This is a genomic window from Kribbella sp. NPDC023855 (assembly GCF_040639475.1).
Taxonomy (GTDB): Bacteria; Actinomycetota; Actinomycetes; order Propionibacteriales; family Kribbellaceae; genus Kribbella.
Map to the genome: position 1 here is coordinate 165,112 of NZ_JBFAAA010000002.1, position 23,284 is coordinate 188,395.

The 23,284-nt window shown below is 65.7% G+C and carries 24 protein-coding genes, 3 tRNA genes and 1 pseudogene; 10 read left to right on the top strand and 18 right to left on the bottom strand.

Going from position 1 to position 23,284, the window contains the following annotated elements; translation table 11 throughout:
* Nucleotides 1–509: 509 nt before the first annotated feature.
* Nucleotides 510–860: a metallopeptidase family protein gene (locus tag AB0F51_RS06490; protein WP_360275026.1), complete on the bottom strand. Its 351-nt coding sequence runs from the start codon at nt 858–860 to the stop codon at nt 510–512.
* Between the two features lie 261 nt (nt 861–1,121).
* On the opposite strand from AB0F51_RS06490, the gene AB0F51_RS06495 reads away from it, so the two are divergent.
* The 3 genes from AB0F51_RS06495 to AB0F51_RS06505 all read left to right on the top strand — a co-directional run bounded on the left by AB0F51_RS06495 (nt 1,122) and on the right by AB0F51_RS06505 (nt 1,449).
* A tRNA-Glu gene (locus AB0F51_RS06495) sits at nt 1,122–1,194 on the top strand.
* Nucleotides 1,195–1,253: 59 nt separating this feature from the next.
* Nucleotides 1,254–1,330: transfer RNA gene (locus AB0F51_RS06500), tRNA-Asp, on the top strand.
* A 46-nt stretch (nt 1,331–1,376) separates the two neighbouring features.
* Nucleotides 1,377–1,449: transfer RNA gene (locus tag AB0F51_RS06505), tRNA-Phe, on the top strand.
* Between the two features lie 74 nt (nt 1,450–1,523).
* Here AB0F51_RS06505 and AB0F51_RS06510 read toward each other — a convergent pair.
* From AB0F51_RS06510 to AB0F51_RS06565, 12 genes and pseudogenes are all read right to left on the bottom strand, one after another.
* Complete coding sequence (locus tag AB0F51_RS06510; RefSeq protein WP_360275029.1) at nt 1,524–2,735, bottom strand: tyrosine-type recombinase/integrase; 1,212 nt, start codon at nt 2,733–2,735, stop codon at nt 1,524–1,526.
* Nucleotides 2,732–2,938, bottom strand: a complete 207-nt coding sequence (locus AB0F51_RS06515; RefSeq protein WP_360275032.1) for a helix-turn-helix domain-containing protein — start codon at nt 2,936–2,938, stop codon at nt 2,732–2,734. The genes AB0F51_RS06510 and AB0F51_RS06515 overlap by 4 nt, the downstream gene beginning before the upstream one ends.
* Nucleotides 2,939–2,970: 32 nt before the next feature.
* Nucleotides 2,971–4,272: a DUF3631 domain-containing protein gene (locus AB0F51_RS06520; protein ID WP_360275035.1), complete on the bottom strand. Its 1,302-nt coding sequence runs from the start codon at nt 4,270–4,272 to the stop codon at nt 2,971–2,973.
* On the bottom strand, nt 4,269–5,147 hold the full coding sequence (locus AB0F51_RS06525; RefSeq protein WP_360275038.1) for a bifunctional DNA primase/polymerase: 879 nt from the start codon (nt 5,145–5,147) through the stop codon (nt 4,269–4,271). Before AB0F51_RS06525 ends, AB0F51_RS06520 begins: the two co-directional genes overlap by 4 nt.
* Nucleotides 5,148–5,169: 22 nt before the next feature.
* Nucleotides 5,170–5,610: an RRQRL motif-containing zinc-binding protein gene (locus AB0F51_RS06530; protein WP_360275041.1), complete on the bottom strand. Its 441-nt coding sequence runs from the start codon at nt 5,608–5,610 to the stop codon at nt 5,170–5,172.
* The gene (locus AB0F51_RS06535; protein WP_360277221.1) at nt 5,607–5,900 is read right to left on the bottom strand and encodes a DNA cytosine methyltransferase; all 294 of its coding nucleotides are present in this window, start codon (nt 5,898–5,900) and stop codon (nt 5,607–5,609) included. Before AB0F51_RS06535 ends, AB0F51_RS06530 begins: the two co-directional genes overlap by 4 nt.
* A 195-nt stretch (nt 5,901–6,095) precedes the next feature.
* A pseudogene (gene dcm, locus AB0F51_RS06540) lies at nt 6,096–6,572 on the bottom strand (DNA (cytosine-5-)-methyltransferase); the annotation flags it as partial.
* Complete coding sequence (locus AB0F51_RS06545) at nt 6,569–6,928, bottom strand: hypothetical protein (RefSeq protein ID WP_360275044.1); 360 nt, start codon at nt 6,926–6,928, stop codon at nt 6,569–6,571. The gene AB0F51_RS06545 and the pseudogene dcm, both read right to left, overlap by 4 nt.
* A 195-nt stretch (nt 6,929–7,123) precedes the next feature.
* On the bottom strand, nt 7,124–9,328 hold the full coding sequence (locus AB0F51_RS06550) for a cell division protein FtsK (protein ID WP_360275047.1): 2,205 nt from the start codon (nt 9,326–9,328) through the stop codon (nt 7,124–7,126).
* 2 nt (nt 9,329–9,330) lie between these two features.
* Entirely contained in the window at nt 9,331–10,233 is a 903-nt protein-coding gene (locus tag AB0F51_RS06555) for an ABC transporter permease (RefSeq protein WP_360275050.1), read from the bottom strand.
* Nucleotides 10,230–10,466, bottom strand: coding sequence for a hypothetical protein (locus tag AB0F51_RS06560; protein WP_360275053.1), 237 nt, complete (start codon nt 10,464–10,466; stop codon nt 10,230–10,232). The genes AB0F51_RS06555 and AB0F51_RS06560 overlap by 4 nt, the downstream gene beginning before the upstream one ends.
* Nucleotides 10,466–10,843: a DUF6284 family protein gene (locus AB0F51_RS06565; protein WP_360275056.1), complete on the bottom strand. Its 378-nt coding sequence runs from the start codon at nt 10,841–10,843 to the stop codon at nt 10,466–10,468. Before AB0F51_RS06565 ends, AB0F51_RS06560 begins: the two co-directional genes overlap by 1 nt.
* A gap of 208 nt (nt 10,844–11,051) precedes the next feature.
* Here AB0F51_RS06565 and AB0F51_RS06570 point away from each other — a divergent pair, with 208 nt between their 5' ends.
* On the top strand, nt 11,052–11,903 hold the full coding sequence (locus AB0F51_RS06570) for a GntR family transcriptional regulator (RefSeq protein ID WP_360275059.1): 852 nt from the start codon (nt 11,052–11,054) through the stop codon (nt 11,901–11,903).
* A complete protein-coding gene (locus AB0F51_RS06575) occupies nt 11,900–12,577 on the top strand; it encodes an HAD family phosphatase (protein ID WP_360275062.1) in 678 nt (225 codons plus the stop codon). The genes AB0F51_RS06570 and AB0F51_RS06575 overlap by 4 nt, the downstream gene beginning before the upstream one ends.
* 6 nt (nt 12,578–12,583) lie before the next feature.
* On the opposite strand, the gene AB0F51_RS06580 is transcribed toward AB0F51_RS06575, so the two are convergent.
* On the bottom strand, nt 12,584–13,525 hold the full coding sequence (locus tag AB0F51_RS06580) for a hypothetical protein (protein WP_360275064.1): 942 nt from the start codon (nt 13,523–13,525) through the stop codon (nt 12,584–12,586).
* A gap of 1,251 nt (nt 13,526–14,776) precedes the next feature.
* Nucleotides 14,777–15,268 (bottom strand): hypothetical protein, encoded by a 492-nt coding sequence (locus AB0F51_RS06585; protein WP_360275067.1) that lies wholly within the window; start codon nt 15,266–15,268, stop codon nt 14,777–14,779.
* Nucleotides 15,269–15,772: 504 nt separating this feature from the next.
* Between AB0F51_RS06585 and AB0F51_RS06590 the strand changes: the two genes are divergently transcribed.
* The 3 genes from AB0F51_RS06590 (at nt 15,773) to AB0F51_RS06600 (ending at nt 18,526) form a co-directional block, all read left to right on the top strand.
* Nucleotides 15,773–16,270 (top strand): SAM-dependent methyltransferase, encoded by a 498-nt coding sequence (locus tag AB0F51_RS06590; protein ID WP_360275069.1) that lies wholly within the window; start codon nt 15,773–15,775, stop codon nt 16,268–16,270.
* 34 nt (nt 16,271–16,304) lie between these two features.
* Complete coding sequence (locus AB0F51_RS06595; protein WP_360275072.1) at nt 16,305–17,048, top strand: potassium channel family protein; 744 nt, start codon at nt 16,305–16,307, stop codon at nt 17,046–17,048.
* A 632-nt stretch (nt 17,049–17,680) separates the two neighbouring features.
* Nucleotides 17,681–18,526 carry a carbon-nitrogen hydrolase family protein gene (locus AB0F51_RS06600; protein ID WP_360275075.1) on the top strand — a complete coding sequence of 282 codons (846 nt, stop codon included), beginning with the start codon at nt 17,681–17,683 and terminating at the stop codon, nt 18,524–18,526.
* A 44-nt stretch (nt 18,527–18,570) separates the two neighbouring features.
* On the opposite strand, the gene AB0F51_RS06605 is transcribed toward AB0F51_RS06600, so the two are convergent.
* Nucleotides 18,571–19,689: a serine hydrolase domain-containing protein gene (locus tag AB0F51_RS06605; protein ID WP_360275077.1), complete on the bottom strand. Its 1,119-nt coding sequence runs from the start codon at nt 19,687–19,689 to the stop codon at nt 18,571–18,573.
* 151 nt (nt 19,690–19,840) lie between these two features.
* Between AB0F51_RS06605 and AB0F51_RS06610 the strand changes: the two genes are divergently transcribed.
* A complete protein-coding gene (locus AB0F51_RS06610; RefSeq protein ID WP_360275080.1) occupies nt 19,841–20,311 on the top strand; it encodes an NUDIX domain-containing protein in 471 nt (156 codons plus the stop codon).
* A gap of 10 nt (nt 20,312–20,321) precedes the next feature.
* Nucleotides 20,322–21,215 carry a biopolymer transporter Tol gene (locus AB0F51_RS06615; RefSeq protein WP_360275083.1) on the top strand — a complete coding sequence of 298 codons (894 nt, stop codon included), beginning with the start codon at nt 20,322–20,324 and terminating at the stop codon, nt 21,213–21,215.
* Here the strand turns inward: AB0F51_RS06615 and AB0F51_RS06620 are convergent.
* Together AB0F51_RS06620 and AB0F51_RS06625 are read right to left on the bottom strand one after the other, a co-directional pair.
* Complete coding sequence (locus AB0F51_RS06620; protein ID WP_360275086.1) at nt 21,168–21,674, bottom strand: hypothetical protein; 507 nt, start codon at nt 21,672–21,674, stop codon at nt 21,168–21,170. The two genes, AB0F51_RS06615 and AB0F51_RS06620, sit on opposite strands and share 48 nt — an antisense overlap.
* 81 nt (nt 21,675–21,755) lie before the next feature.
* Complete coding sequence (locus tag AB0F51_RS06625) at nt 21,756–23,186, bottom strand: hypothetical protein (protein ID WP_360275089.1); 1,431 nt, start codon at nt 23,184–23,186, stop codon at nt 21,756–21,758.
* Nucleotides 23,187–23,284 lie beyond the last annotated feature (98 nt).

Consider the following 23,284-nt stretch of genomic DNA (forward strand, 5'->3'; position numbering starts at 1 on the left):
TACCGTCGCCTACCCGACCCTCGCAGTGCCAACGGCCTGCTCTGCACTGCGACCGTCGCCTACCCGACCCTCGCAGTGCCAACGGCCTGCTCTGCACTGCGACCGTCGCCTACCCGACCCTCGCAGTGCCAACGGCCTGCTCTGCATTGCGACCGTGCGCACCGACCCCCGCAATGCCCAGCACCGTAAGCGGCTCCCTGTCCCACACGAGCCGCCCCGCGATGCCAGCACGCCATGTCCGGCCAGCGACTTGGCGCCCGCCGCCAGGCGCCAGCCAGCGACATGCCCACCCACGCGCCGAACGCCGGGCGCCACCGCCCCCTGCCCGGCCTGCGGCCCCGCACCGCCACCCCGCACCGCCACCCCGCGTGGCGCTACCGCGCGCACAGGCCCCGCCGCCCACAATCAGCTGCACCGCCGCTTGCTGAGCCCTTCCTCCACCCGCCCGTCGCCGCGTCCCGGCGCGCCCCGCGTAGCGGCAGCTGGCCGGCGCAGCCGCGCGTACCGGATCAGCCGTAGCCGAGTTCGTGCAGGCGAGCGTCATCGATCCCGAAGTGATGCGCGATCTCATGCACCACCGTGATGTTGACCTCATCCACAACATCCTCGACCGACTCGCAGATCTCCAGCGTCGGATTGCGATAGATCGTGATCCGATCAGGCAGCACCCCGCCGTAGTAATGCCCGCGCTCAGTCAGCGGAATCCCCTCATAGATCCCCAAGAGATGCGGATCACTAGCCGGCGCATCGTCCTCCACGAACACCGCCACGTTGTCGATCAACGCCGCCAACTCCCCCGGCACCTGATCCAGCGCTTCGGACACCAGTACTTCGAAATCGGCCCGGCTCATCTCGATCACCACACCACCCTAGTGACCCGCCCCACACCCAGCGTTTCCTCACCGCCCGCCACACGCGACGACCACCCAACACGACCCCAGTGCACCCCTCCACCACGATCTCCCCTCAGATCGCCAACCACGCCCTCACAGCCCCCAATCCACGCTCCTACCCCTCCTCCACCAGCCTCAACGACCGCCCTCAAGAACTCGTTTTGGACCTCAGCCCGGTCTCCTCTATGCTTACGGCTGTCCCAAGGAGCTTCGGCTCCCGCGGTCCGAGTCCCCATCGTCTAGTGGCCTAGGACGCTGCCCTTTCAAGGCGGTAACGCGGGTTCGAATCCCGTTGGGGATACGGTCGAAAGACCGATGTCAGCAAGGCTCGAAAGATGGTGTAGCATCGTCGAGCAATCTGGCCCAGTAGCGCAGTTGGTTAGCGTGCCGCCCTGTCACGGCGGAGGTCGCGGGTTCGAGTCCCGTCTGGGTCGCCAGGAGAGTGGCGGCGGGTGTCCATCACCGCCGCCATTAATCTCTCCCGGTCAGGTAGCTCAGCTGGTAGAGCGTCCGCCTGAAAAGCGGAAGGTCGGCGGTTCGAGACCGCCCCTGACCACCCAATCTTGAGCGTGGATCTCGGTCCGAGATCCGCCCAACCTCCCGCGATTACCGCAACCGGTACCGCAACGCCTATCCGGCAACCATCTCCTCAAGCTGTTCGAGCGCCTTCCGCTGGTCCTCCAGCGATGCATGGGCATAGACAGCCATCGTCACCTGTACGTCGGCGTGCCCGACGATCGCCTGCACGATGTGCGGCGGCACCTTCAGTCGCAGGAGCAACGTCACACACGAGTGCCGCAGGTCGTGGAAGCGCATCTCCCCCAGCCCGGCCGCGCTCCGGATCGGGTACCAAGTACGCCGGAGGTTGTCCGGCTCGATCGGAGTTCCGATCTCGGTCGTGAACACGTAGCCCGTATCGACCCACTTCGCGCCGGCCAACAGCCGTTCCTTCGCCTGCTGACGCTTGTGGCTCGCGAGTGCTTCAAGACACACCTTGATCAGCGGCACGGTCCGCTTCGATTTCTTGGTCTTCGGTGTCACCGCCTGCAATGCGCCATCAACCCGTTGCAGCGTCCTGCGAACTTCGAGGGTCTTCTCCACCTGGTCGATGTCCGCCCACTTAAGGCCGAGCAGCTCGCCGCGCCGCAGTCCCATGTAGAGCGCCATGACGTACAGCGCGTAGAGCCGTGTCGGCTTGGCCGCCTTGAGCAGGAGGCGAGCCTGTTCCTCGGTTGCGCCTCGGTTGACGTCGTACTGCGCGCCTTGCACCTGGACCAGCTTGGCCACATTCCGCTGTAGGACTTCCTCTCGCACGGCGGCTTGCAGCGCGTTCCGCAGAACGGCGTGGACTTGCTCCACTAGCCGGTCTGAAGGATGGCGCTCGCAGCACTGACCGACCGCGCAGCACCTCGCCTTATCGCCCCGCCTTGCGTCGTATCCGTGCTTGCAACAAAGGCAGGTGTTCCGCAGGCGCTTCATGAACAGCCGGACATCGGCGCCGGTCAGCTTGTGCAGCTTCTTCTTGCCGATGTCGGGAATGAGATGCACCCGCGCGACCAACTCGTATCCCTGGTAGGTCTTCGGCTTCTTCGCAGGCTTCACGATGTGCTCCAGCCAATAGCGCAGGAATGCTTCCACTTGCCAGTTCGTCGCCTCAGCCGGGATTCCCTGGTCCGAGTCCGTTTGCAGTTTCCGGAGCTTCTGAACCACCACGTCACGGTCCTTGGATGAAACCTCCTTCCGGGCGGTCGTCCCATCGGCTTGCAGCACGTAGGCCGCGCCGTACCACCGGTCCTTGCTGGCGCGGTAGTAGATCGATCCGTCACCGTTCGCGGCCTTCATGCTGCGGTCTCCTCTTCCAGCAGTTGAATTGCTTCCTCCAGAGCCGAGACCCGCACCAACCGCCGAGCGCCGATCTTCACGGTCTTCAGCTTCCGGCTGCGAATCAGGTCGTAGAGAGTCGAGCGGTGAATACCCAGCCGTGCGGCAGCGTCGTCGGTGGTGATCAACAGCCGGTCCGCGTCAGCGATCTGAACCATGGTCATCTGAGGTACAGCTCCGTTCTGTCCGGGCGTGCTCATGCGGTCTCACGGGTGTCGTCGGAAAGGGCAGGAACAGGTCTGGGTCCCCAAGCCGTCCCAGCCGTCCCAGGCGTAACTTCCCTGGTCAGGCCCGGGACGGCTTGAGTGGCTGGGACGGCTTGAGCCGTCCCAGAGCTTGAAGCCGTCCCCGTGCTGACCTGCGAAGGGACGCCTGGGACGGCTGGGACGGCTTCCCCATCGGTGGTCTTCGGCTCGGGGCAATACCGGCTCCACGCGTCGGCGAAGTCGCTGCGGGCATACCCCTTGGCCTGCCCGGTGGTGAACCGAATGTTGCCGCTGCGGATCTCGAAGTCCCGCAGCAGGTTGCCCATCTTCATCGGGGTAAGACCGTTCGGTCCATGGGTTGCCCAGGGCGCTTCGGGGTCGGACTTGAGCCGGTCGAGCAGCACGGCGGTCGGCAGCGCGTCTGCGTCTTGAAAGGCAATCCGGCAGTCCGCCAGGAGCCGCGTGTGCAGCGATCCTTCGTCGCCCGCGTCGCGGTCGCTGGTGAGGGCGACAGCGGCTTTCCGTGCGGCGCGTGGCCAGTTGCCACCCGCGAGGTCCGCAACGGCAATCAGCGGCTCCCAGGTGTCTGCGGCGCGGTCTTCCAGCGGCATGTCCGGCGCGGCGTCGGTGAGGTCGTCCAGGTGCGAGGCAAGCCACTGGTTGAGCCGCTGCCGCAGCTCGTCCAGCTCGGGCCCATCGCGGCGGACTCGGTACGGCTGGACGCTCTCGCCCGGCGCACGGCGACGCATCCGGACGACAGCGGCACGGTCCTCGATCGTGTCCGGCATCGCACCGATACCGGCAAGCGCGGCCATGGCGAACGTGACGTGCTTTTCGACCTTGTCCCGTCCTGCGTTGTAGCGCAGGGTCGTACGTCCGCGCTGGTGGCCGGCGTTGAGCAGTCCGCGAAGATCTTCGTTGTCGCCCGCCTTGGCACCAAAGATCGTGTCGGCCTCATCGATCAGCAGAGTCGGCGGATCGCTCGGATTCATGCCGATCGAGCGGTAGACCGCTGACGGACTGGCATTGGTGGTCATCAACGGCCGGTGACACATGCCCTCGACCATGTCGAGCAGGCGCGACTTCCCGCACCGCTTCTCAGGTGCCCGGATCACCAACCGTGGCGCGCAATTCCATGCCGGTACTGCGTGGCTCGCAGCGATCCACAGCACGACAGCAATCAGCGCGGACGTGCTGGGCAGGATGACGTAGCGGCTGATGGTGGAGGCGACGTCGTCCAGCAGCTCGGCGCCGTCGATGGCCTCGCCCTGGTCGTGATTGTGCTCGGTCATGCGGCGATCCCTTCGTCACGGAAACCGCCGGCGATGGCGGCCCTGATATCCCGGTCGGTTTGGGCGGCTTGATGTCCTACGTAGGTCAGTGCGGTGACGGCGGCGGCCTGGTCGATGACTCCGGCCGCGACCATCCGCGCAACGCCACGTGCGGCGCCGTACAAGGTGGTGCGGCGCCTGCCTGTCGGGGCGCGACGGACGGCGTCCAGGTGGGCGTCCAGGAGCTTGTCCGGGTGGGAGATGCCCCCGCCCCGTTGCGTCGTGGCCGGGCCGGTTGGCGGGATGGACGATTCGGCCGGCACAGGTGGCAGGCACGCGGTGACGAGGGCGGGGGGCATCTCCTCCACCTCGGGTCCGGTGGTGGTCGCCCACCGGTACGGCAGCCCTGTGCGGTGGTGAATCGAGGGCGGGAGGACGACGTAACCGCCATCGGCTTTGATGTCGATTCCCGGTCGTCCTGGCATCGGCCGGGACGGCATCGGGCGGCCGGGTTCGCGGTAGTACAGGTGCTGCCCACCCGAGCCGGTGACGACCCGCAACGTGCGCGGCAGTAGGCCATCGTGGACGAGCTGGTGAAGGCTGTCGTTTCCGCCGTGGGCCGGGTCGATATCGACCACCAGGAGCCCGGACACGGCGCCGGTTCGGACGGCGAGCTGCCCGTACGGAACAGCGGCAACGATCCCTGTGAGGCGGTGTGGGTCGGTGGTGGCGGCGTAGAAGCCGTGGCAGGTCAGGTGCCCGCAGCTCGCCGGATCGTGGTCGGTCGCGGTGCGGCAGGCGTGGCAGTTGGCTACGGGCCGCTTGGACCGGGCCAGCATGAACACCGGCCAGCCACGGCCGGCGGCAGCGAGTGCAGCGGTCAGGATCTCGTTCATCGGTAGGTCCCCTCGAGGAATGTCAGGCGGCGTAGGCGTTGGGGGTGGTGTTGCGGTAGTCGCCGGTCATGCACTCGACGCAGCGGCCGTCGCTGGTGGGGATGCAGTAGTCAGTGACCGTGCCGCACTGCCCGCAGGTGCGGCGGGCTTGCATGGCTTTGTCGAGCGCGTTGAGCTGGGCCGGTGACGCGACCCGCGAGGGGCGGGCGAGGTCGAGGCGGTACAGCCACGCCCAGCGCTGCCCGTTGCGCCATACCAACAGCGCGTACGGTTCCTGCCCGCCCGGACACATCCGCATGGCGCGGAGCTGCCGGCGGGTCGCGAGTCCTGCGGGAGCCCACTTGAACTTGAACACCGGTGTGCCGTGGTGGTCCCAGCCGAGAGCTTGTTTGCCGTTCCACAGCTCGACCCAGCGTGCCCGTGCCGGGTGCAGGCTCGCCTTGTCCATCAGCCGCCTGGTCATGCCGCTGCCCCGCTCGCTTCGACGGCGGCGATCCGGCGGGCGATCCACTCGAACACCGGCACCGGCACCGAGTTGCCGAGCTGGGCATACCGCGCCGGGTCGGCCTGCGGGACGCCGTTGGCTGTAGCAGTCCAACGGTCCGGGAACCCTTGCAGCCGTTCGCATTCCAGTGGGGTGAGGCGTCGGGGGCCGGTTTCGGGTTGGACGACGTAGGTCACCATCGACGGGTCCTGTTTGTCGTTGCCGCCGTGGCTGACCAGCGAGTAGGCAGCCGCCGGCGCCCAGGTCATGCCGCCACCGTGGCCGGTTCGCTGGCTGCGGCCTGTTCCAGTGCTGCTCGCAAGGATGGCGGGAGGTTGCGGCGTCGCCGTTCGGTGCGGGTGAGCATTCCCCGGCACACGGTCGGGTTCAAGGAGTACTTGGACAGGTGCGGTCCGGTCTCCAGAATGTCCGACAAGGACGAGTCGGCGACGCCTGTGGGGTACTCCGAAACCGCGAGCGTCCAGGACCCGCCAGGCTGCGTCCATCCCGAGGCCGGCCAGGTCCCCGAGGACGGCGCCGAAGTCGTGTCCGTCGTTGACCGAGAGAAGGCCAGGGACGTTCTCGCCGACGAACCAACGGGGATGTAGTTCCGCCAGCAGTCGCGCGACGTGCACCCACAGTCCTGAGCGTGGGTCATCCAGGCCGCCACGACGGCCCCGAGATGAGTTGCCCTGGCAGGGCCATCCAGCGGCGACGACGGTTCGGTCGGGAACAACTCCAACTGCGATGAGGTCATCAGCGGTCACCTTCGTCAGGTCTTCGAACAGGGCGGTGGTCGGGAACCGGTCGGCCAGGACACCGCGAGCGGCAGCGTCGATCTCCACAGCGGCGATAGTCGGGATGCCTGCACGATGGAAGCCGAGATCGATGCCACCGATGCCCGCGCACAGCGACACCAGGTGCAGCCCGTGGCCGGTCACTTGCGAGCGCCTTTGCTGGTGGAGTTGCTGGCAGCCGTGTGGGTGCGCCGGTAGTAGGAGACGACCTTCCTGCCGAACCGGACTCGCAGGCCGGAGCCGTCGCAGCGTCCGCAGTGCCTGTAGGCGTTGCCGAACGGGGATTTGAACTTGCCGGCGCCTTTGCAGCGGCGGCACTTCCCGAACGGCCAGACAGCACAGGTGAGCAGGTAGAAGCCAGCGACGGCGATCACGATGAGTGCGACCGTGGCGATCTGTCCGGCGGCGTGGACGGTGGCGGTGAGGTCGATCGAGGCGCTACCCAGGTAGCTACCGTGGGTAGCGGCGCCTGGGATAGCGGTAGCGGCAGTGCTGGACACGGGAAGCCTCCAGAGGGCTGTTTTTGGGCGTGAGGAGCCGTGGCCGCTACCCGCTACGCGAGGATGAACGGCCAGGTGGCGGCAGGGTTGCGGGGTAGCGCGCCGGGTAGCGTTGCCGCTACCGGTAGCGGCCAGGCCGCTACTTCATCCGTCCCACCACCGCTATGCAGTTGGTGACTCTCTGTTGATCGCGGGTTAGGTGTTGCGGCGGGCGATGGCGGCGCGGATGTCGTCGGCCTTGGCGCCCTTGCGGGTCGCGCCGTCGCGTTTGACGTTGACGCTGGACACGTTCAGTCCGCGCGCCTGAGCAGAGATCGCGTCGGGGGTGGTTCCGTCGTACTGCTCGGGCATCTGGTCGGCCAGCCGGCCGGCGATGGTGTCCCAGTGCGCGGCGGTGTCGGCGCCCATCACGGTCAAGATGTCGGCCAGGACGTCACGAGAGCCGCGCCGCATCTCTTCGCCGGCGGCCATGCCGGACAGCAGCCCGAGCCGTTCCCGCAGCACGCGGGCAGCGGTCAGGATCTTGTCCGCGTCGGTGGCGTCGGCCAGCTCGGTCCGCACGGTCGGCGTCGCGTCGGACGCGCCGTACAGGTAGCCGACGCCTCGGTACTCGTCCCCGACCGGCAGGGTGGCCGCGTCGAAGCCTTCCTGATAGGCGTCACCGCCCAAGATGGCCTCGGACACGACCCGGTTGCCGCACTTCAGCGCGAACCGCAGCGTGTGGTTGTCCCTGTACCGGTTGAACAACCGGGCCACGTCGCCGGCGCCGACACCGGACGGCTTCTGGGAACTGGACTCGATGATCACCCCGGCTGATGGGCCTACGGCTTGGATGCGGGACAGCTTGGCGGCAATCTCCTTGTTCACGTTCTGGTCCTCGGTCTCGAAGTAGACCTGGAACTCTTCCATCACCAACACGAGGACGTGCAGGTCCGGATAGCGCGGATCGTTGTGGAGTTCCTCGGTCAGCTTGCCTTCGGGGCACAGCTCCACCGGCAGCGTGGTCAGGATCGAGTTCACGCGGTCAATGTGGGCAAGGATCTCGTCCAGGATCGCGCGGAACGTCTCGATCGGGTCATCGGTGTTGGGGTTGGGATGGGTACCGAAAACGATGCGGTGGGCAACCTTCTTGAACGCCAGCCAGTCAGGCGAGTTCTTCCCGTCGACCACGATCAACCTGACGTTCGGGTCCAGGGCTGCGTACAGGGCCAGCAGGCGAGCGAAGTACGTCTTGCCCTTACGGGGCTGGGCACCGACCAGCAGCGAGTTCCACATCAGCGACAGCTTCACCGGCGAGTCCCGCTCATCGCGGCCGATCACGAACGCCTTCCAGATCGAGCGGCGCTTGCAGTCCAGCAGCGACGTCCGGCCCACCGGCACCGCGAGCGGGTCACGGTCGGCCACGAACAACGTGTGCCGGCGCGAGCTGGTCTTGTCCGGCGTCAGGAACACCTGGTTCACGTGCACGTCCAGGCCGCTAGCGATCTTCTCGCGGCAGTTCGCCACGTCGGTCCAGCCCTTGCCGTACGGGAGATCCACCAGCACCTGAGACCCGGTGTTGCGGGCATCCCGCGACATCTGCGACCCGAACCGGATCTCTTGATCGGTCTTGTCGGGCTTGCCCAGTCCGGCCGCGTAGTAGGCCCGCAGCACGATGTCCGAGTTCAGCTTCCGGAACCTAGGCGCGACCACCGCAGTACCCACCAGCGTCTGACCAGCCGGACGGCCGTAGTGCGCCGCAGCAGCGACCAGACCGGCGCCGGCAGCCGCTACAGCGACCGTAGGAGCCGCATTCAGGGCGATCGGGGCACTGATGGCAAGGCCCAGGTTCTGAGCCGCGAGAACGAAGCCACGCCACAGCCGGGTCCGCTTCAGCTCGCGGTGGATCTTCTCCCACTCCTTCAGCTCGTTGCCGTCAGCGGCCTTCTGCTCCAGGGCAAACGAGTTCGGCACCCACCACCACCGCAACTGATTACGCACCACACGCGCGAACCCGCGACCGGCGAACCAACCCAGCTTGCAGCCGTACCAAGGCGACCGCACCACATGGAACGCGGCCACATGCCCCGACCGGATCAACGCGCGGCGGACCGTGGCTCGCAGGTTCTCCGGGCGCAGGTGAACCGGGATGATCGGCAGCCGCTCCCCCACAGCTGCTGCCACCGGCGCGGCAGCAGCAGTGTCCACCGGAACCAGCACCTTGCCCGCACCAGGAGCGGTGTCGGTCTCGTCGTCCAGGGCGACTTCGTAAGCGGTATCCATCCGCTCGACGTCACCGGCCGACAGCGGCACCGCAACGCCGGCCGAATCACTCTCCGGCTGGGCAGTCTCGTCGCGGCGGGCACGGCGGGCGTCCAGGTTGATCGGCTCGGGCACGGCATCGTTCAGAGGCTCGGTCATGGCTACTTCTCCCCGTTCTTGAACAGGCGGGCGCGGAGCTGACGGAACCGGCTCGGTGGCCGAACCGGCTGGGGTCCGGCGTGGACCAGGTGGGCAAGGGCGGCGCCCATGCCGAGCACGGCGACGGGCAGGCAGGCAACGACAGTGGTGATCCACCACGGCGCCTGAGTGACGCCGGCCGCGTCCAGCAGGTGATAGGCGACCTGACCGAGCGCACCCAGGACCAGCGAAGCCAGGGCGGACACCTTGGCGAACCTGCGAGCCGCTGCCGGGACCTGTCCGGACAGCCAGACCCGCAGCGCGAATGCCGCGTAAGTCTCGACCCCGATCGGGAGGGTGATGGCGGAGTTGATGGTGAAGTCGTCCGCGATACCGGGCAGCGGGTGGACGACGCCGAAGCCGGTCAGGGTTCCGAGTCCGACCCAGCCGGACCAGACCGCGACGAACGCGGGCAGTGCCAGCAACAGGACCGGCCAGGACCGCACCGGCCGACCGGTCTCAGCAGGCTGGTCCGTCGCCTGCGGGAGGGAAGCCGCGGGGACCACCTCGGAAGAGGTGGGTTCGGCAACCGTCTCCGGGTCTACAGGCGCTGTGACCTGCGGAGATGCCCCCTCGCCCGGCGCGGAGGGCATCTCTCCCTCAGCTTCGGTCGGGTCCGGGTCGGGCAGGTTCTCCACCGCGCGCAGGTGTGGCTCGGTCGGTTCCGGCTCGGGGTCTGGCGCGGCCTCCGAGCCGGGTCCGGTGATGGCATCGAGGACGGTCCGCGCCTTGTCGGCGCCGATCCGGTACTCCTTCATGATCCGGTTCCGCGACGGGACCGAACCCAGGTCTTCCGCGAGCTTGCGCGCGGCCGGGATCAGGTCCTCTACCGGGACCGGGTAAGTGCTGCGAAGTGGCGTGCTCATGCGGCAACCTCCTTGCCGGCAAGGGCGCGGCGGGCGTCAGCGACGAACCCCGACAGCGCCCACAAGTCGCCGTGGGCGGTGGCGACCTGCGCGGAATCGGCCGGGGCGTCGCCGGTCAGCGTCGCCCACAGCGCACCCAGACGGGCTTCAAGTTCGTCGTGCACCTGGTCCTCAGCGACGCCGAAGCGCTCAGCGAGAACCGCACTGAGACCGGTCGAGCGGCGGCGGCTCATCACGCGACCTCGTCGCCGTCGAGGCCACGCCAGACGATGATCTGGTCGTTGCGGTCCCAGGTCGAACCGCACGAGGAGCACTGCTCGCCACCATTGCGCAGCGAGCTGGTAACGACGCCGGACGGGCAGGCGCAGGGATGGACCCCGCCACCGGCGCGTTCGGCCAGCTTCCGCTGAACCGCCAACACGCGACGCTCAGCGCGTCGCAGCCGACGCCAGTCGATCTCGGAGGCAAACGCCCCGGCGTTGAGCTGGGCAATCTGGGCATTCAGTACGTCCAAGTTGGCCGCGATCAGCGGCCACTCACGATCGATCTTGGCGAGATCCGCCTCGGACGGTCCTTCGTCACTGACGGACGAAAGGTGGATGATGCTCATTGGGTTGTGCTCCTCTACGCAATGGACTAGTGCGACCCAGACGCCTCGGCGGTGACAGCCGCCGGGGCGTCGCTTCAAAGCTGATTCCGATCTGACTAGCCTGACTAGCCAGGTCGTCATGTGGCTAAGTTACATAGGCTGGCTAGCCAGGTCAAGCTTTTCGGGACAGCTCGCCTAGCCTGCCTAGTCGGGTAGTAGAATCCGGGTCATGGAGCAGCAGCTAGACCCGACTGACCCGCGCCCGCCGTACAAGCAGGTCGCCAACGCGCTGCGCGCGGCGATCCTTACGCACAAGTTCAAGGCCGGGGAGAAACTCCCCTCACAGAACGACCTCGCCACGCAGTACGGCGTCGCCCGCATGACCATCCAGCAGTCTCTGCGAATCCTGCGGGATGAAGGTCTGATCGTGTCGCGCGTCGGCAGCGGCGTGTACGTCCGCGAGCAGGCCGACCAGGCCGTGGGACTCCGTCCCCACATCGAGAAGGCTTTCGAGCGCGACTCAGTCACGATCGACTTTGCCGGCCTAACCGGCGAGACCCTGCTCGGCGCTCTCGAAGAGCCCATCGACCGCATCAGACGCGGCCGCCTCACCCCTCAGTCGATCACGATTCGGATGCTCCTGCCGGACCTCTCCCAGCCCATGGCCGTGCCTTCGCGCGCGGGCAAGAACCCCGGCGACGACCCGGCTGTGCGAGCACGCGTCGAGAAGATCGCGAACCGGTCGGCCGGGGAGATCCTTGAGTCGATCCGCGAGCTAGGCGAGCTGGGCTTGGTCTCCAAGGTCGCCGCCGAAGTAAGGGTCGTCGGCCTGCCGATGATGTTCAAGCTCTATGCCCTGAACGAAGAAGAGGTCTTCTTCGGCTTCTACCCCGTCGTAGAGCGCGAAGTCGAAATCGACGGCAAGCCAGTTTCGACCTTCGATGCTGTAGGCAAGGACACCGTCCTCTTCCATCACTCCACCAGCGACGACGACCGAGCAACCGGCTCGCAGTACGTCGATCAGGCGCGGCGCTGGTTCGACAGCCTCTGGGAGACCCTCGGGCAGGCCCGCGACCTATGAATACTGATCCCCTGATCCAAGTCCTCAGCTCCGCTGAAGCCCTCCTCTTCGACTTCGACGGTCCCATTTGCTCAGTCTTCGACGGCTACCCAGCTCCACAGATCACTCGCGAACTGCTAGAGCTGGCGCGCCAGATTCGCGGCGAGTTGCCGCCGGCCCTGGAACGGGCTTCAAGCCCGCACGAACTCCTCCTCGCGGCGGCAGGCGACGAGGAACTAGCCCACCAGCTTGAAGCTGCTCTCCAAAAGGCCGAACTAGCGGCGATCGAGACAGCCATACCGACGCCCGGCGCAGCCGAGTCCATCGCTGCCTGCGTCGCGACAGGAAGACTTGCAGCCGTCGTAAGCAACAACTATGCGGAAGCTGTAACGGCATACCTCGCCAGAACTGGGCTAAACGAGAGCGTTTCTCACGTCGAGGGACGCAACCCATCCGACCCCACACTAATGAAACCCGATCCGCACCTTATCGAACGAGCGGCCCGTGCTCTCGGCATCAGCCCGGCCTCATGCGTCTTCATTGGCGATCAGATAACTGACATGGCGGCGGGGCGAGCGGCAAACGTTGGAACGATCGGCTATGCCAATAAGCCAGGAAAAACAGTCGCCTTGAAATCTGCCGGTGCAAACTTCATTGTCACCAGCATGTTCGACCTGGCACGTGCAGTTCGCTAGCGTGGACTAGTCTTCCTCGGGGCTGTCCGGGTTGACAAGGTCCTCGACCGTGACGACTACCGGTGAGGCCTTCCCCTGCTGACTCGCACTGGGCGTCGGCAACGCGCGAACGCTAACGAGATAGACCCTGACACCCGAGACAGTGAGGTGCGGTGGCCACGTCTTCACCTCGTCGTCGACGACGAACGATAGAGCGCGGCCAGAAAGGTTGATCACGACCAGATACGCGACCTGTTTCCCATAGTCCAAGGCATATTGGATGGCCTGATTGAAGCCAGATGCAATCTCGCGTTTCTTGCGGCTGATCGCATCGAATACCTTGACCTCACAAACAAGAGGATCATCAGAATCAAGGGACGACAATACGTCGGACTCACCGGAAGCTGACCGCGCCTGAGAGAACGGCATATTGATACCCTCGCCGAAGAGGAAACTTCTCAGGTGCTCGTCATAGACATCCTCGGTCTTCCTGGTATCGGCCATTGCACGCTCGTAGAGACCCTCGCGATCGAACCACTCAACGCGTCGAACGTAGCGCTCAAGGACATAGAGGATACTACTCTCTGCTGCAACATGCTCTGTTAAGTAGTCGAACATAGGCTGCAGGATCTGTTCGGTGAAATCTCTCCATGCGTCGTTGAGATTCGTCTTTCTGGTGAAACTACTGGCGTAGTTGATCCCAATTCGGTCGGAGTCGATACCGTTGGCGATGTCAGCAACCATCTGCTGCATCAATCTCCAGACGAGACTTGCACGGCCCGCCTCGGTTCTACTCGGCCATACAAACGTCGCCCCATAGTCATTGAAACTCCTACGGAACGCCTCGAAGTCCAGATCAGGTTCGACGGAGTCTGCCTCTGTAAGGATGGCCAACAGCGCCGGGCGGCTCTTGAGCCAGTTGACGGTGAGACTGACCTCGTGGCCGGCTGAGCTGAACGTAGTGATCATCAGGCGACGGAATCGCTCCCGTACCGCTATTTGAAGGTCCTCTTGGTACCTCACTGCCACAGTCCCTTCAGCGCCTGTTGAATCTGGTTTTCGATCGACTCTCCCGCGTTCTGCAGACCACCGTCATTGTCCCGGAGCCAGATCCGAACGTGACAGCATGGACAGAGCACCGCGCCTTGAGCGACGATTTCGCTGTACTGAAGCCATACTTCGTAGCCGCACGCCGGGCACGCAGCCTCTAGATCGCTGTGCAGAAGTCGCAAGCCTAAAGGGTCGTCCATAGCCCAATCATGGCGCTAATCGCAGGCCCCGACGAGACCTGAGCGCCCTTCGCCTGCCGTACGACCCACATGCAGCCGTGCGTACCGCAACGGGTACCGCAACAACCACCGACGCCACGCGATGCGTTGCGCCGTCGACCCACGCGTAGCGGACATCCCATCGGATCGGCCTCGGGCCGCTGTCGAACTGAAAAGCGGAAGGTCGGCGGTTCGAGACCGCCCCTGACCACACTCACCCTCTCCGTCACCCGGGGAGGGATTTTCTTTCCCACGCGAGCGTTGCAGCCGACCTCCGTCGCTCCGCTCCTCCGGTCGGCTGCTACGCCCACTCCCACCCACCCTCCGGCTACCGCCGGCGCAGCTTGCCTCCTCCGCCGGCGTCTTCCAGCTATCGCCGGCCTTTGCGGCTGACGCCGCGTCACGGGCTATCGCCCGACTCTGCGCTGTCGCGGGGCAACCACCGGTCACGCTCACCAATCGCCTCCGGCTCACGTCACCCGCCTGCGCCGACGACTTTTGCCTGCTGACATCCGTCACATCCACATCCAGCCTGGCTCGCTCATTGCTTGTCTCGTGAACCGTCAGTGCCAGGGCTGGCGGCCGGCTCGGCAGGCCGTGGACACTTCGATACGCGGAGGGCTGCTGGAAGCAATCTGGTGCCGTGACTGCTCAGCCGAGGCAGAGCTCACCGGACGATCCCCGGCGAGGTCCTCCGCCTGCTATCGGCGAAATGGCACGAGCAGTTCCTCAGCGAATAACGCGGCGCTCTCGATGCCGCGCACGAAGTGTGGCGCTATCAGCAAGGAATAACCTCTTGCCCGCGGGTGCGGGTGAACCCGGTGCCCCTCTACCTGGACGCAGAGCGGCCTCGCACTAGCAGTTGCCCTGGATCGAACGTCGCAGGCCGCCGGAGCGACCACGACATCGGATCCGGTCAGCGCCGACGGGCCGGGCCGGGCAGAGGGTGGCGTCAAGTTCCTCTGGGCGGACGCAGGCTTTCTGGCAGCTCCTCGACGAACGGGATCTTGCTGACGGACTGGTGGTACTGCTCGGCAGCCTCCTCCACCGAGAGGTGTCCGAACTGGAGCGACGTCAGCACACCTTCAAGTTCTGTACTGCAAACCTCTGCGGCAGTGACGCGGGCTGCGAGATCCTGAGATTTGCTCAGGTTGCTGGAAACGACCGACACCAGCGAGACAATCAACGCGGCCACGCAGAGGGGCCTCCAAACAGCCGCGCCGCTGCTGAGCGACAATTCTCGTTTGACGGTGTCTGTGAATGGCATGCCCGCCAAGGCCGGACCTGCCACCAGAACGGCGGCCAACGCACTACTGATGATGCTGATATTGGTCAGGCGATTGCGGCGCGGTCGGACATCGTGCAGAAAGGCAGCGATGCCCGCGCGCCGAGTTTCGATCTTCGTCCGTAACTCTGCCCGGACTCTAGGATCGTCGTCGGACATCCCGTCCTCCTGCCTCCCCCGGCCGGCCAGGTCTGCGATCAACGGCGGCCAGCGGATAGTGCCAGGTCGTACAGGAGTCACAGAGCCTGCGATGAGGGCTCAGTCGTCGCCATGAGTCTTGCACCGCGACTTAGTTTCCGCCAGCCCGCAAGCAGCACCAAGCGGAATCACGCCGGCCATGCCGCACTAATACCTCGAGGAATGCTTACGCACGCGGCTAAATATCTAGCTCCGTTCGCGTTCAAATGTTTGTTGCAAGGGGCCAAACATGCTGAGCAACGGACTGGCCCGAGCACCCGGGAAGTGCCTGTCGGACTGCAAGGCGGAAGGTCGGCGGCTCCTCCTCGCGGAAACGGTCGGGCGGGCAAGCGGTCCGTGACATGCCTTTGGAGCCTTCGGTCTATCGTGCCGAGGGCATCCGTTTGGTTGCTGAACTCGACGGTTAAGCAGCCAGGTATCTCGCCGCGGTCGAGCGCTGAAGGCGCCTTACTCACAGAGGAAACGATGACTGACCAGTCGATCACAATGCAGCCGGTTGCCCACGTCGTTGGCGGTCGGGTCGAGCCTACGGACGACTACTGGGGTGGCACCCGAGCGATCATTCGCATCGATGACCCACGCCTCGATGTCGACTCCACCAAGGGTCTCGAAGAGTTCTCGCACCTGGAGGTCGTCTTCCATTTTCACCTGACCGATCAGTCAGACCTTCACCTCGGAGCACGGCCCGCCCGCAACAACCCTGACTGGCCGGCGGCAGGGACCTTCGCTCACCGCAACATGCGTCGCCTCAACTGGCTAGGTGTCTCCCGTTGCCGGCTGCTCAAGATCGACGGGCTGGACCTCCATGTCGAAGACCTCGATGCAGTCGACGGCACTCCCGTCCTCGACATCAAACCCTGGTTCGCCGAATTCGGCCCCCGCGGCCCAGTCCACCAACCCACTTGGCCCACCGAGATGCTCACCAACTACTTCGCCCCCGCGTCTGGCCAAGCCGATCTCTAGGCTGCCGCTAGGTCGGGCGTGTTGTTCTGGTGGCATGGCCAGTTTGAGTTCGGATCGCTTGGCGAAGTACGAACGGCGCAGTGGTTGGTTGCTCAGCGCTGCTGCGGTGCTGTTTCTGGTGGTGTACGCGTGGCCGATCCTTGATCCTGATCTGCCCAGTGGACTTGTTCGCGCCTGTTCGATCGCCAACGTGGCGATCTGGGTCGGGTTCGCCGTCGACTACCTACTGCGTCTGGGGCTGGCGCCCAGCAAGGTTCGATTTGTCCGTGGTCATGTTCCTGATTTGCTGGTCCTGGCTCTGCCGCTCCTGCGCCCTCTGCGCGCCTTGCGAACCGCCACAGCACTAGCGCGGCTCGGCCGAGCATCGATGACCTTCCGGGGCCAGACCATCGCGTACGTGGTGGGCGCCGTCACTCTGCTGGGGTTTGTTGCCGCCGTTGCTGTTCTCGACGCAGAACGCGAGAGCGAAGGCGCCAACATCAAGTCTTTTGGAGACGCCCTTTGGTGGGCGGCCACCACCATTACCACTGTGGGGTACGGGGATCAATTTCCGACGACCGCCGAAGGCAAGTGGGCAGGTGTCGGCCTGATGCTGGGCGGTATCGCCCTAGCTGGAACGATCACGGCTGCCCTGGCCTCGTGGTTCATAGAACATCTCGGCACTGTCGAAAAGGCCGATGCGGAAGCCCAACACGAGATTGCCAGCCTGACCGCCGAAGTGCAGGCGCTTCGCACTCAGCTCGCCACCGCACAGGCTGCGCACCAAGGCGACAGGTGAAGGACGATCCCTAGGCATGACGGCAATCGAAAACACCGGAGAGCGCCGGCGGCGGTGCGGTCGGGGTGCGGGGTCGCGTCAAGTGGTCGCAGAGCGGGCGACGGAGGAGCACGCGGACCGGGGTAGGTGGGAGCGGCCGACGCGGAAGCGACCGGCGCAGCCGAAAGCAAGGGCCGGCGCAGCCGGAAGCAAGGCCGGCGCAGTCGGAACACCCGGCGCAGCCGGAAGGAAGGCCGGCGGAGCCGGAGGGTGGGTGGGTGCGGGTGTAGCGGGAGTCGTGAGGAGCGGAGCGACGAATGACGGACGCGGAACTCGCGTGGGGAGATGGTTGTTTGACGGGGTTGTTGGTTGTCGGGGAAGATGTGGGGACGGCGTGCGGCTCGCGCCGCACCTTCGGTGGCCGGCCCCAGCCTGGTCCTTGGAGAAGGCAAAGGGATCTCGGATCTCGGGTCGCGCTCGTCCTGGTCGTCTGCCTCGGGCGGGGTTGCTGGGGGATCGCGTGCGAGTGCGTGGAAGGCCAGATGACAGCGCACAGGAACTTCAAGCGACGGGTTCGGGCCCGCGCCGCCAAGACGGGCGAGTCCTATACGGCTGCCCTCCGGCACTTCCGTCCTACTCCCCAGGGAGAAAAGATGCCGGAAAACTCTCAGACCAGTTTGCGGATCGCGGTTGCTCAGTCGACGGTTCGCCAGGATCCCAGTGATGCCGACGCGTTGCGTGCGAGTGCCGCGGAGGTGCGTCGGCTCATGCAGGACGCCGCGAATGAAGGCGCGCGTTTGGTGCACTTCGCCGAGGGCGCGCTCTGTTTCCCGGACAAGGTCGTGATGTCCGAGCTCGGGCCGGACGAGATCGGGCCGTCCGACTGGAGCAAGGCCGACTGGACCGTGCTCCAGGAGGAACTCGACCGGATCGCTGCTCTGTCAGGGCAACTGGGGATCTGGACCGTGATCCCCTCGATCCATCAACTGCCCGCAGCGCGCCCGCACAACAGCGTGTACGTCGTTTCTGACCAAGGCAAAATCTTTACCCGGTATGACGAACGCATGCTGTCCACCACCAAGGTCACCTGGATGTACACGGCCGGCGAGAAGCCGGTGACGTTCGAGGTCGACGGGTGGCGGTTCGGTCTCGCGCTCGGGCTGGACGTGCTGTTCCCGGAGCTCTTCACGGAATACGACCGGCTCGACGTGGACGCAGTACTGGTGTCCTATGCGACCACCGGCGTGCCGCAGAACGAGCACATCGGAGTACAGGTTCGTGGGACCGCTTCGATGAACACCTGCTGGATCAGTCTCGCGGTACCGGCTAATCCCGGCGCCGGCCTTGAGTCGGGAGTGGCTGATCCGACCGGGACGTGGGCGGCCAAAGGGCCGGAGGACGGTACGCCGGGCATCGCGGTAACCGACCTCGAGAAGGCTGAGGTGAGTCAGATCGGCCGGGATTTCCGGCGTAGGACCCGGGAACGCGTCAACTCCTGACCCAGGCCTTTGAGGGGCCACCCCAAAAGGTGGCCCCTCAAATGTCAGCCGCAGATCGCCTTGTCCACAAAGGCTTCGGCCACGTCGTCGGGATCGTTGCGGAAGGCCGGCGTGAACGCGAGGGTGACCTGTCGCTTGCCGTCCTCCGTCGAGAACGACCAGGCGTTGTAGGCGAGCGCGTCACCGTCGTTGCCGTAGACCCGGATCCCGCAAGTGGTGTCCCACCACGCCAGCCCGAGGCCGTAGTTCCGCTTGTCGGTCCCCGGCGTCTTCATTGCCTCTAGCAAGTGTTTCGGCAGCAGGGTGCCGTCGAGCAGGGCGGCGAAGAACCGGTTGAGGTCCTTGGTGGTCGAGATGATCTCGCCACCGGCACCGAACAACGTCGGGTTGATGACAGTCAGGTCGACCATCCGGGTCCCGTCGGCGTACTTGATCGGCACATACCCGTGCGGGTGCGGCCCGCGGATCCTCGGGAACGTCCCCGGTACCTCGGTACCGTGCAACCGCAACGGCCGGATCACCCGGCGCTCGATCTGGTCACCGTAGGACTCACCGGTCACCTTCTCCACGATCTCGCCGAGCAACGCGTAGTTCGTGTTCGAGTACGAGTACTGCGAACCCGGCGTCTCGAAGACAGGCGGGTGCGCCAATGCGCGCCGGATCTGCTCCTCAGCGGTCCACGTGCGCCAGCGATAGTCCAGGAACCCCGGCTCCGGCGGCCGCGTGAGTGTGCGCAGGAAGTCGTACAGACCGCTGGTGTGGTTGAGCAACTGCTTCACGGTGATGTTCTGACCGTTCGGCACGAGACCGGGCAGCCACTTCTCCACGGGGTCGTCCAACTGCAACGCCCCCTCGTCAACCAACTGCAGTACGACGGTGGCGAGGAACGTCTTGGTAATGCTGCCCGCCCGGAACCGCGCCTCAACCGGAACAGGCCGGCTCGACCCCAGTACTGCGACCCCGCTCGACCCCCGCCAGACGCCACCCTCGTCACGCACCTCAGCCAGCGCACCAAAGGCACTGGCAGTAACTACCCCATCCAGTTCTCTCTGCAACTCGGCACGGTTGCCGCCATCGCCAGGCGAAGCACTCGCAGCCACCGGCGCCGCAAGCACCCCCAGCCCGGTCGCCACAGCCACCAGCACCTGATGTACCCGCCTCATCCAGACCTCCTGTGAAAAAGTTCGTCCGGAACAGCCTCACCGAGCACGGCTCGCCAGACCTCCGGGAACGCCCCTGCTTCTCCCCCGAGGCCCGCACCCCGGATCCCTTGCCCTGGGCACCACTAGGGTTCAGGGGAACGGGAGGAGATTCGTGGTGGTTGTTGCGGCGTTGATGCGGTCAGGCCATCGGGTACTGCGGTTGTGGTGGCGGGTGCGGAAGCCATCGACGTACGGGGTGAAGGTCCTGGTCCTGCACCCGCAGCACCCGGGGCGGTGCCTGGTGGTGCGGCACTCGTACGTCGACCAGCAGTGGTGGGGACTGCCCGGCGGCGGCTACAAGCCCCACAAGGAGACGGCGGAGGCGGCTGCAGTCCGCGAGGTCTTCGAGGAGCTCTCGCTACCGATCAGCAAGACGACCGTGCTCGAGACGTTGACCACCAACCGGGAAGGCAAGGTCGACAGTCTGACGATCCTGACCGCCGAGGCCGAGTCTGAGGAGTTCAAGCTGTCGGCGGAACTGGCTGAAGCGCGTTGGGTGAGCACTGACCTGGCCGACCTCCCCGCAGACGCCTCGATCTCGCAGTGGCTGCAGCGAGCCTTGGCAGCCAGCAGACGCGGCTAGGGTTTGACCTGTGGCAAGAAAACTAAGACCAGGGCAGACGGCCGAGCTGTATGTGGTCGACGTGACGACGGGCGAGCGGAGGCTGGTCTACAGCTCCGACAGTTTGTTGTTCGAGGCCCCTAACTGGGTCGGCGACCGGTTGATCGTCAACGGCGACGGCAGCCTGTTCCACATCAACGTCACCGGTGGTGAGCTCACAAAGATCGAACTCCTCGGCGTGCCCGAGCTCAACAACGACCACGTCGTGAGCCCGGACGGCAGCACCGTTTACGTGTCGGCCGAGGACGGACATCTGTACGCCGTACCGATCGCCGGCGGGCCCGGCCGGCGGATCAGCAACGATCATGGGGTTCACCACTACCTGCACGGGGTTTCGCCGGATGGCAGCCAGCTGGCATACATCGGGTTGGAAACCAAGGACGGCCGGCGAATCACCAACGTGTACACGGTTCCTGCAGACGGCGGACCCGACGTGCAGGTGACGGATGACGAGTTCGCCGACGACGGAGCGGAGTACGGGCCTGATGGGGAGTGGATCTACTTCAACTCCGAGCGGGCGGCGACGGTGCCCGGACATGCGCAGTTGTTCCGGATCAGAGGCGAACAAACCGAGCAGCTGACCTTCGACGAAAGGGTGAACTGGTTTCCACACCCGGCCGGCTCGATGGTCGCGTACGTGAGTTTTCCGCCGGGCACGTTGGGACATCCTGCCGATGTCGATGATGTCCGCATCAGGTTGCTGGAGCCCGACGGTCAGATCCGTGAGCTGGCAAGAGTCTTCGGCGGCCAAGGCACCATGAATGTCCCGAGCTGGTCTCCAGACGGCACGTCGTTGGCATATGTCGCCTACCCCATGTCAGCTGTGGTCGGCAAAGAAGGCACAGGTCACGACCACCGCGAGTAGCGCCACCAGCACGATCACCATGCCGGTGACGAGCACAGCAACAACTCCTGTCACCGAGGCGAGAGTCAGTCCCGCTGCCGGTACCAGTAGCCGCAGCGCGCGAGCACTCGCGCGGGTAAGACCGCGGGTAAACGCAGCAAGCCCAAGCAGCGCAGTAGTTCCGACAGCAGCGAACACCAGCATGAGCAGCGGGTGCCCGCCATACGTCGCAATCGAGCAGGCTAGTCCGCTGCAGCCGGCAGGCGCTTGCAGCATCACAAAGAGCGCAAGGCAGCTGCCGATCCCCACAGCGATGAGCAACCACAGAGCGATCGTCGTACGGCGGCCCAGCGCCACAGGTTGAGGAGCCCGCCCCACCGGCACGACGTCGGACACAGCATCGAACGAGCGGACGAAAGCGGGCAGTGGTTCGGAGACACGCGGCGGAAGGAGGTCGAGGTGAGTGAGTTGATCAACCATGGCTCATCGCTCCCGGGTCGACGGAACCCTTATTAAGCGATGAATCCGGCGCTTCTCACCATCATCGATGCCTCGACGGCATCAACGAATCGCGTGTGCTGCAGCCAGTTCCGCCACCAGGCAGTCACCAGGGCCCTGCATCGTCGCGGCCCAACTGTGTCCCGTGTCGGGCGACTCGGCCAAGTCGGCCAGCTCCGCCAGCGTCGGACCACCATCGAAGACCGGCCGGTCAGTGTCCGGCACATCAGGCTTCAGTACGTCGACCAGCCGCGCCAGCCGCCGATGCCGGGCAGCCAGGTCACCCAGTCGCGCCTCGGCCATCGCGAGTCGCCACTCCCGCAGTACTGCGGCTGCTCGCCGGGCTCGTAACAGCGCGCCATCCGAGTCTGCCTGAGCCGGTACTACGTCGCTGTCGACGTCGAACACGTCAGCCCGCAAGTCCTCTGGCGACGAGCCGTGCAGCGGTACGACTCGCGCGAAGACCGGTGAATCAGCACCAAGCTGTCCGGCCTCGTCGCCGGTCACCAGCGTGAGCATGGCGGGCTGATGCACCTTGCCAGACTTGCGATCCACCAGCCGCACCAGCAGCCGGTCCGCGAGGTCAGCAGCCGGCAACCGCGGCCCATAGGCCGGCACCGTCACCAGGACAGCCGGTCCTTCGTCCAGACGGACTTCTTCCATCCGTACTTCGGCAGCCGCGCGGCCGATACCCACTACCCGGGCAGGCAGCTGACGGGGATCCACCAGACTCGTCAGCGCATCGTTGTCGACGGCCACCACCTGCAGATCGTCCCCACTGGCTTCCTCACTGGAGTAGCGGTTGACGACCGGCAACTGCGCCAACAGCCTGGCCCAGGTCCTGCCGACCTTGGCCAGCTCCTTCTCAGGACCATCGACGACCGTACGACGCAGAGTCTCGTACCCGTCGACGAGTCGCTCCAGCCCGGCGTACAGCTCGGCCGGTATCGACGTCGCCGAATCGGCCAGCGTGGAAAGGTAATCCGCGAACCCGCTGGCAGCCTGGCGCGCTATCACCAGGGCCTCGCCGATGACGCGCTCATGAACCGGCCCCGGCTCGAGCGTCTCCGCGGCCCGCTCCCGAGCGACCCCGCGCTCGGCGTCAACGAGCGCCTGGTCGAGCGGAAGCTGCAACCGGCGATTCAAGGCATCGATCGCGGCGACTCGGAGCCAGGGATCCGGCGAGGCCAGGACGAGCGACTTGTCCTCCTTGCCCCGCGACCGGCCGGACAGCAGCAGTTCGGTCCGCAACTTGCCGAGGCGGCGCCTGGCTTTCGCACCGATCAGCGCGTCCAGCAACTCCGGGTCGGCTTCTTCCCAGCGGGCGATCGCGACCGACCGCCAGCGCTGCGGCCGGGCGAGGTCGACCGCGACGTCGATGCCGAGGCCGACATCGGTCTGCCAGCACAGGTCAGCCGGATCCCGTGCCTCGACGCGGAGCTCGGGCGAGGCATCGTGGTCCGGGCTCGGTGGCGCGGTCACGAAGGCGAACATGAGCCGACCTCCCCTTACGACGGAACTTCCGCGTGTGTGCCGCCCGAGTCAGAGACTTTGCCTGTCTTTCCCTCGCCGGCGAGGATGCGGGCACCCTT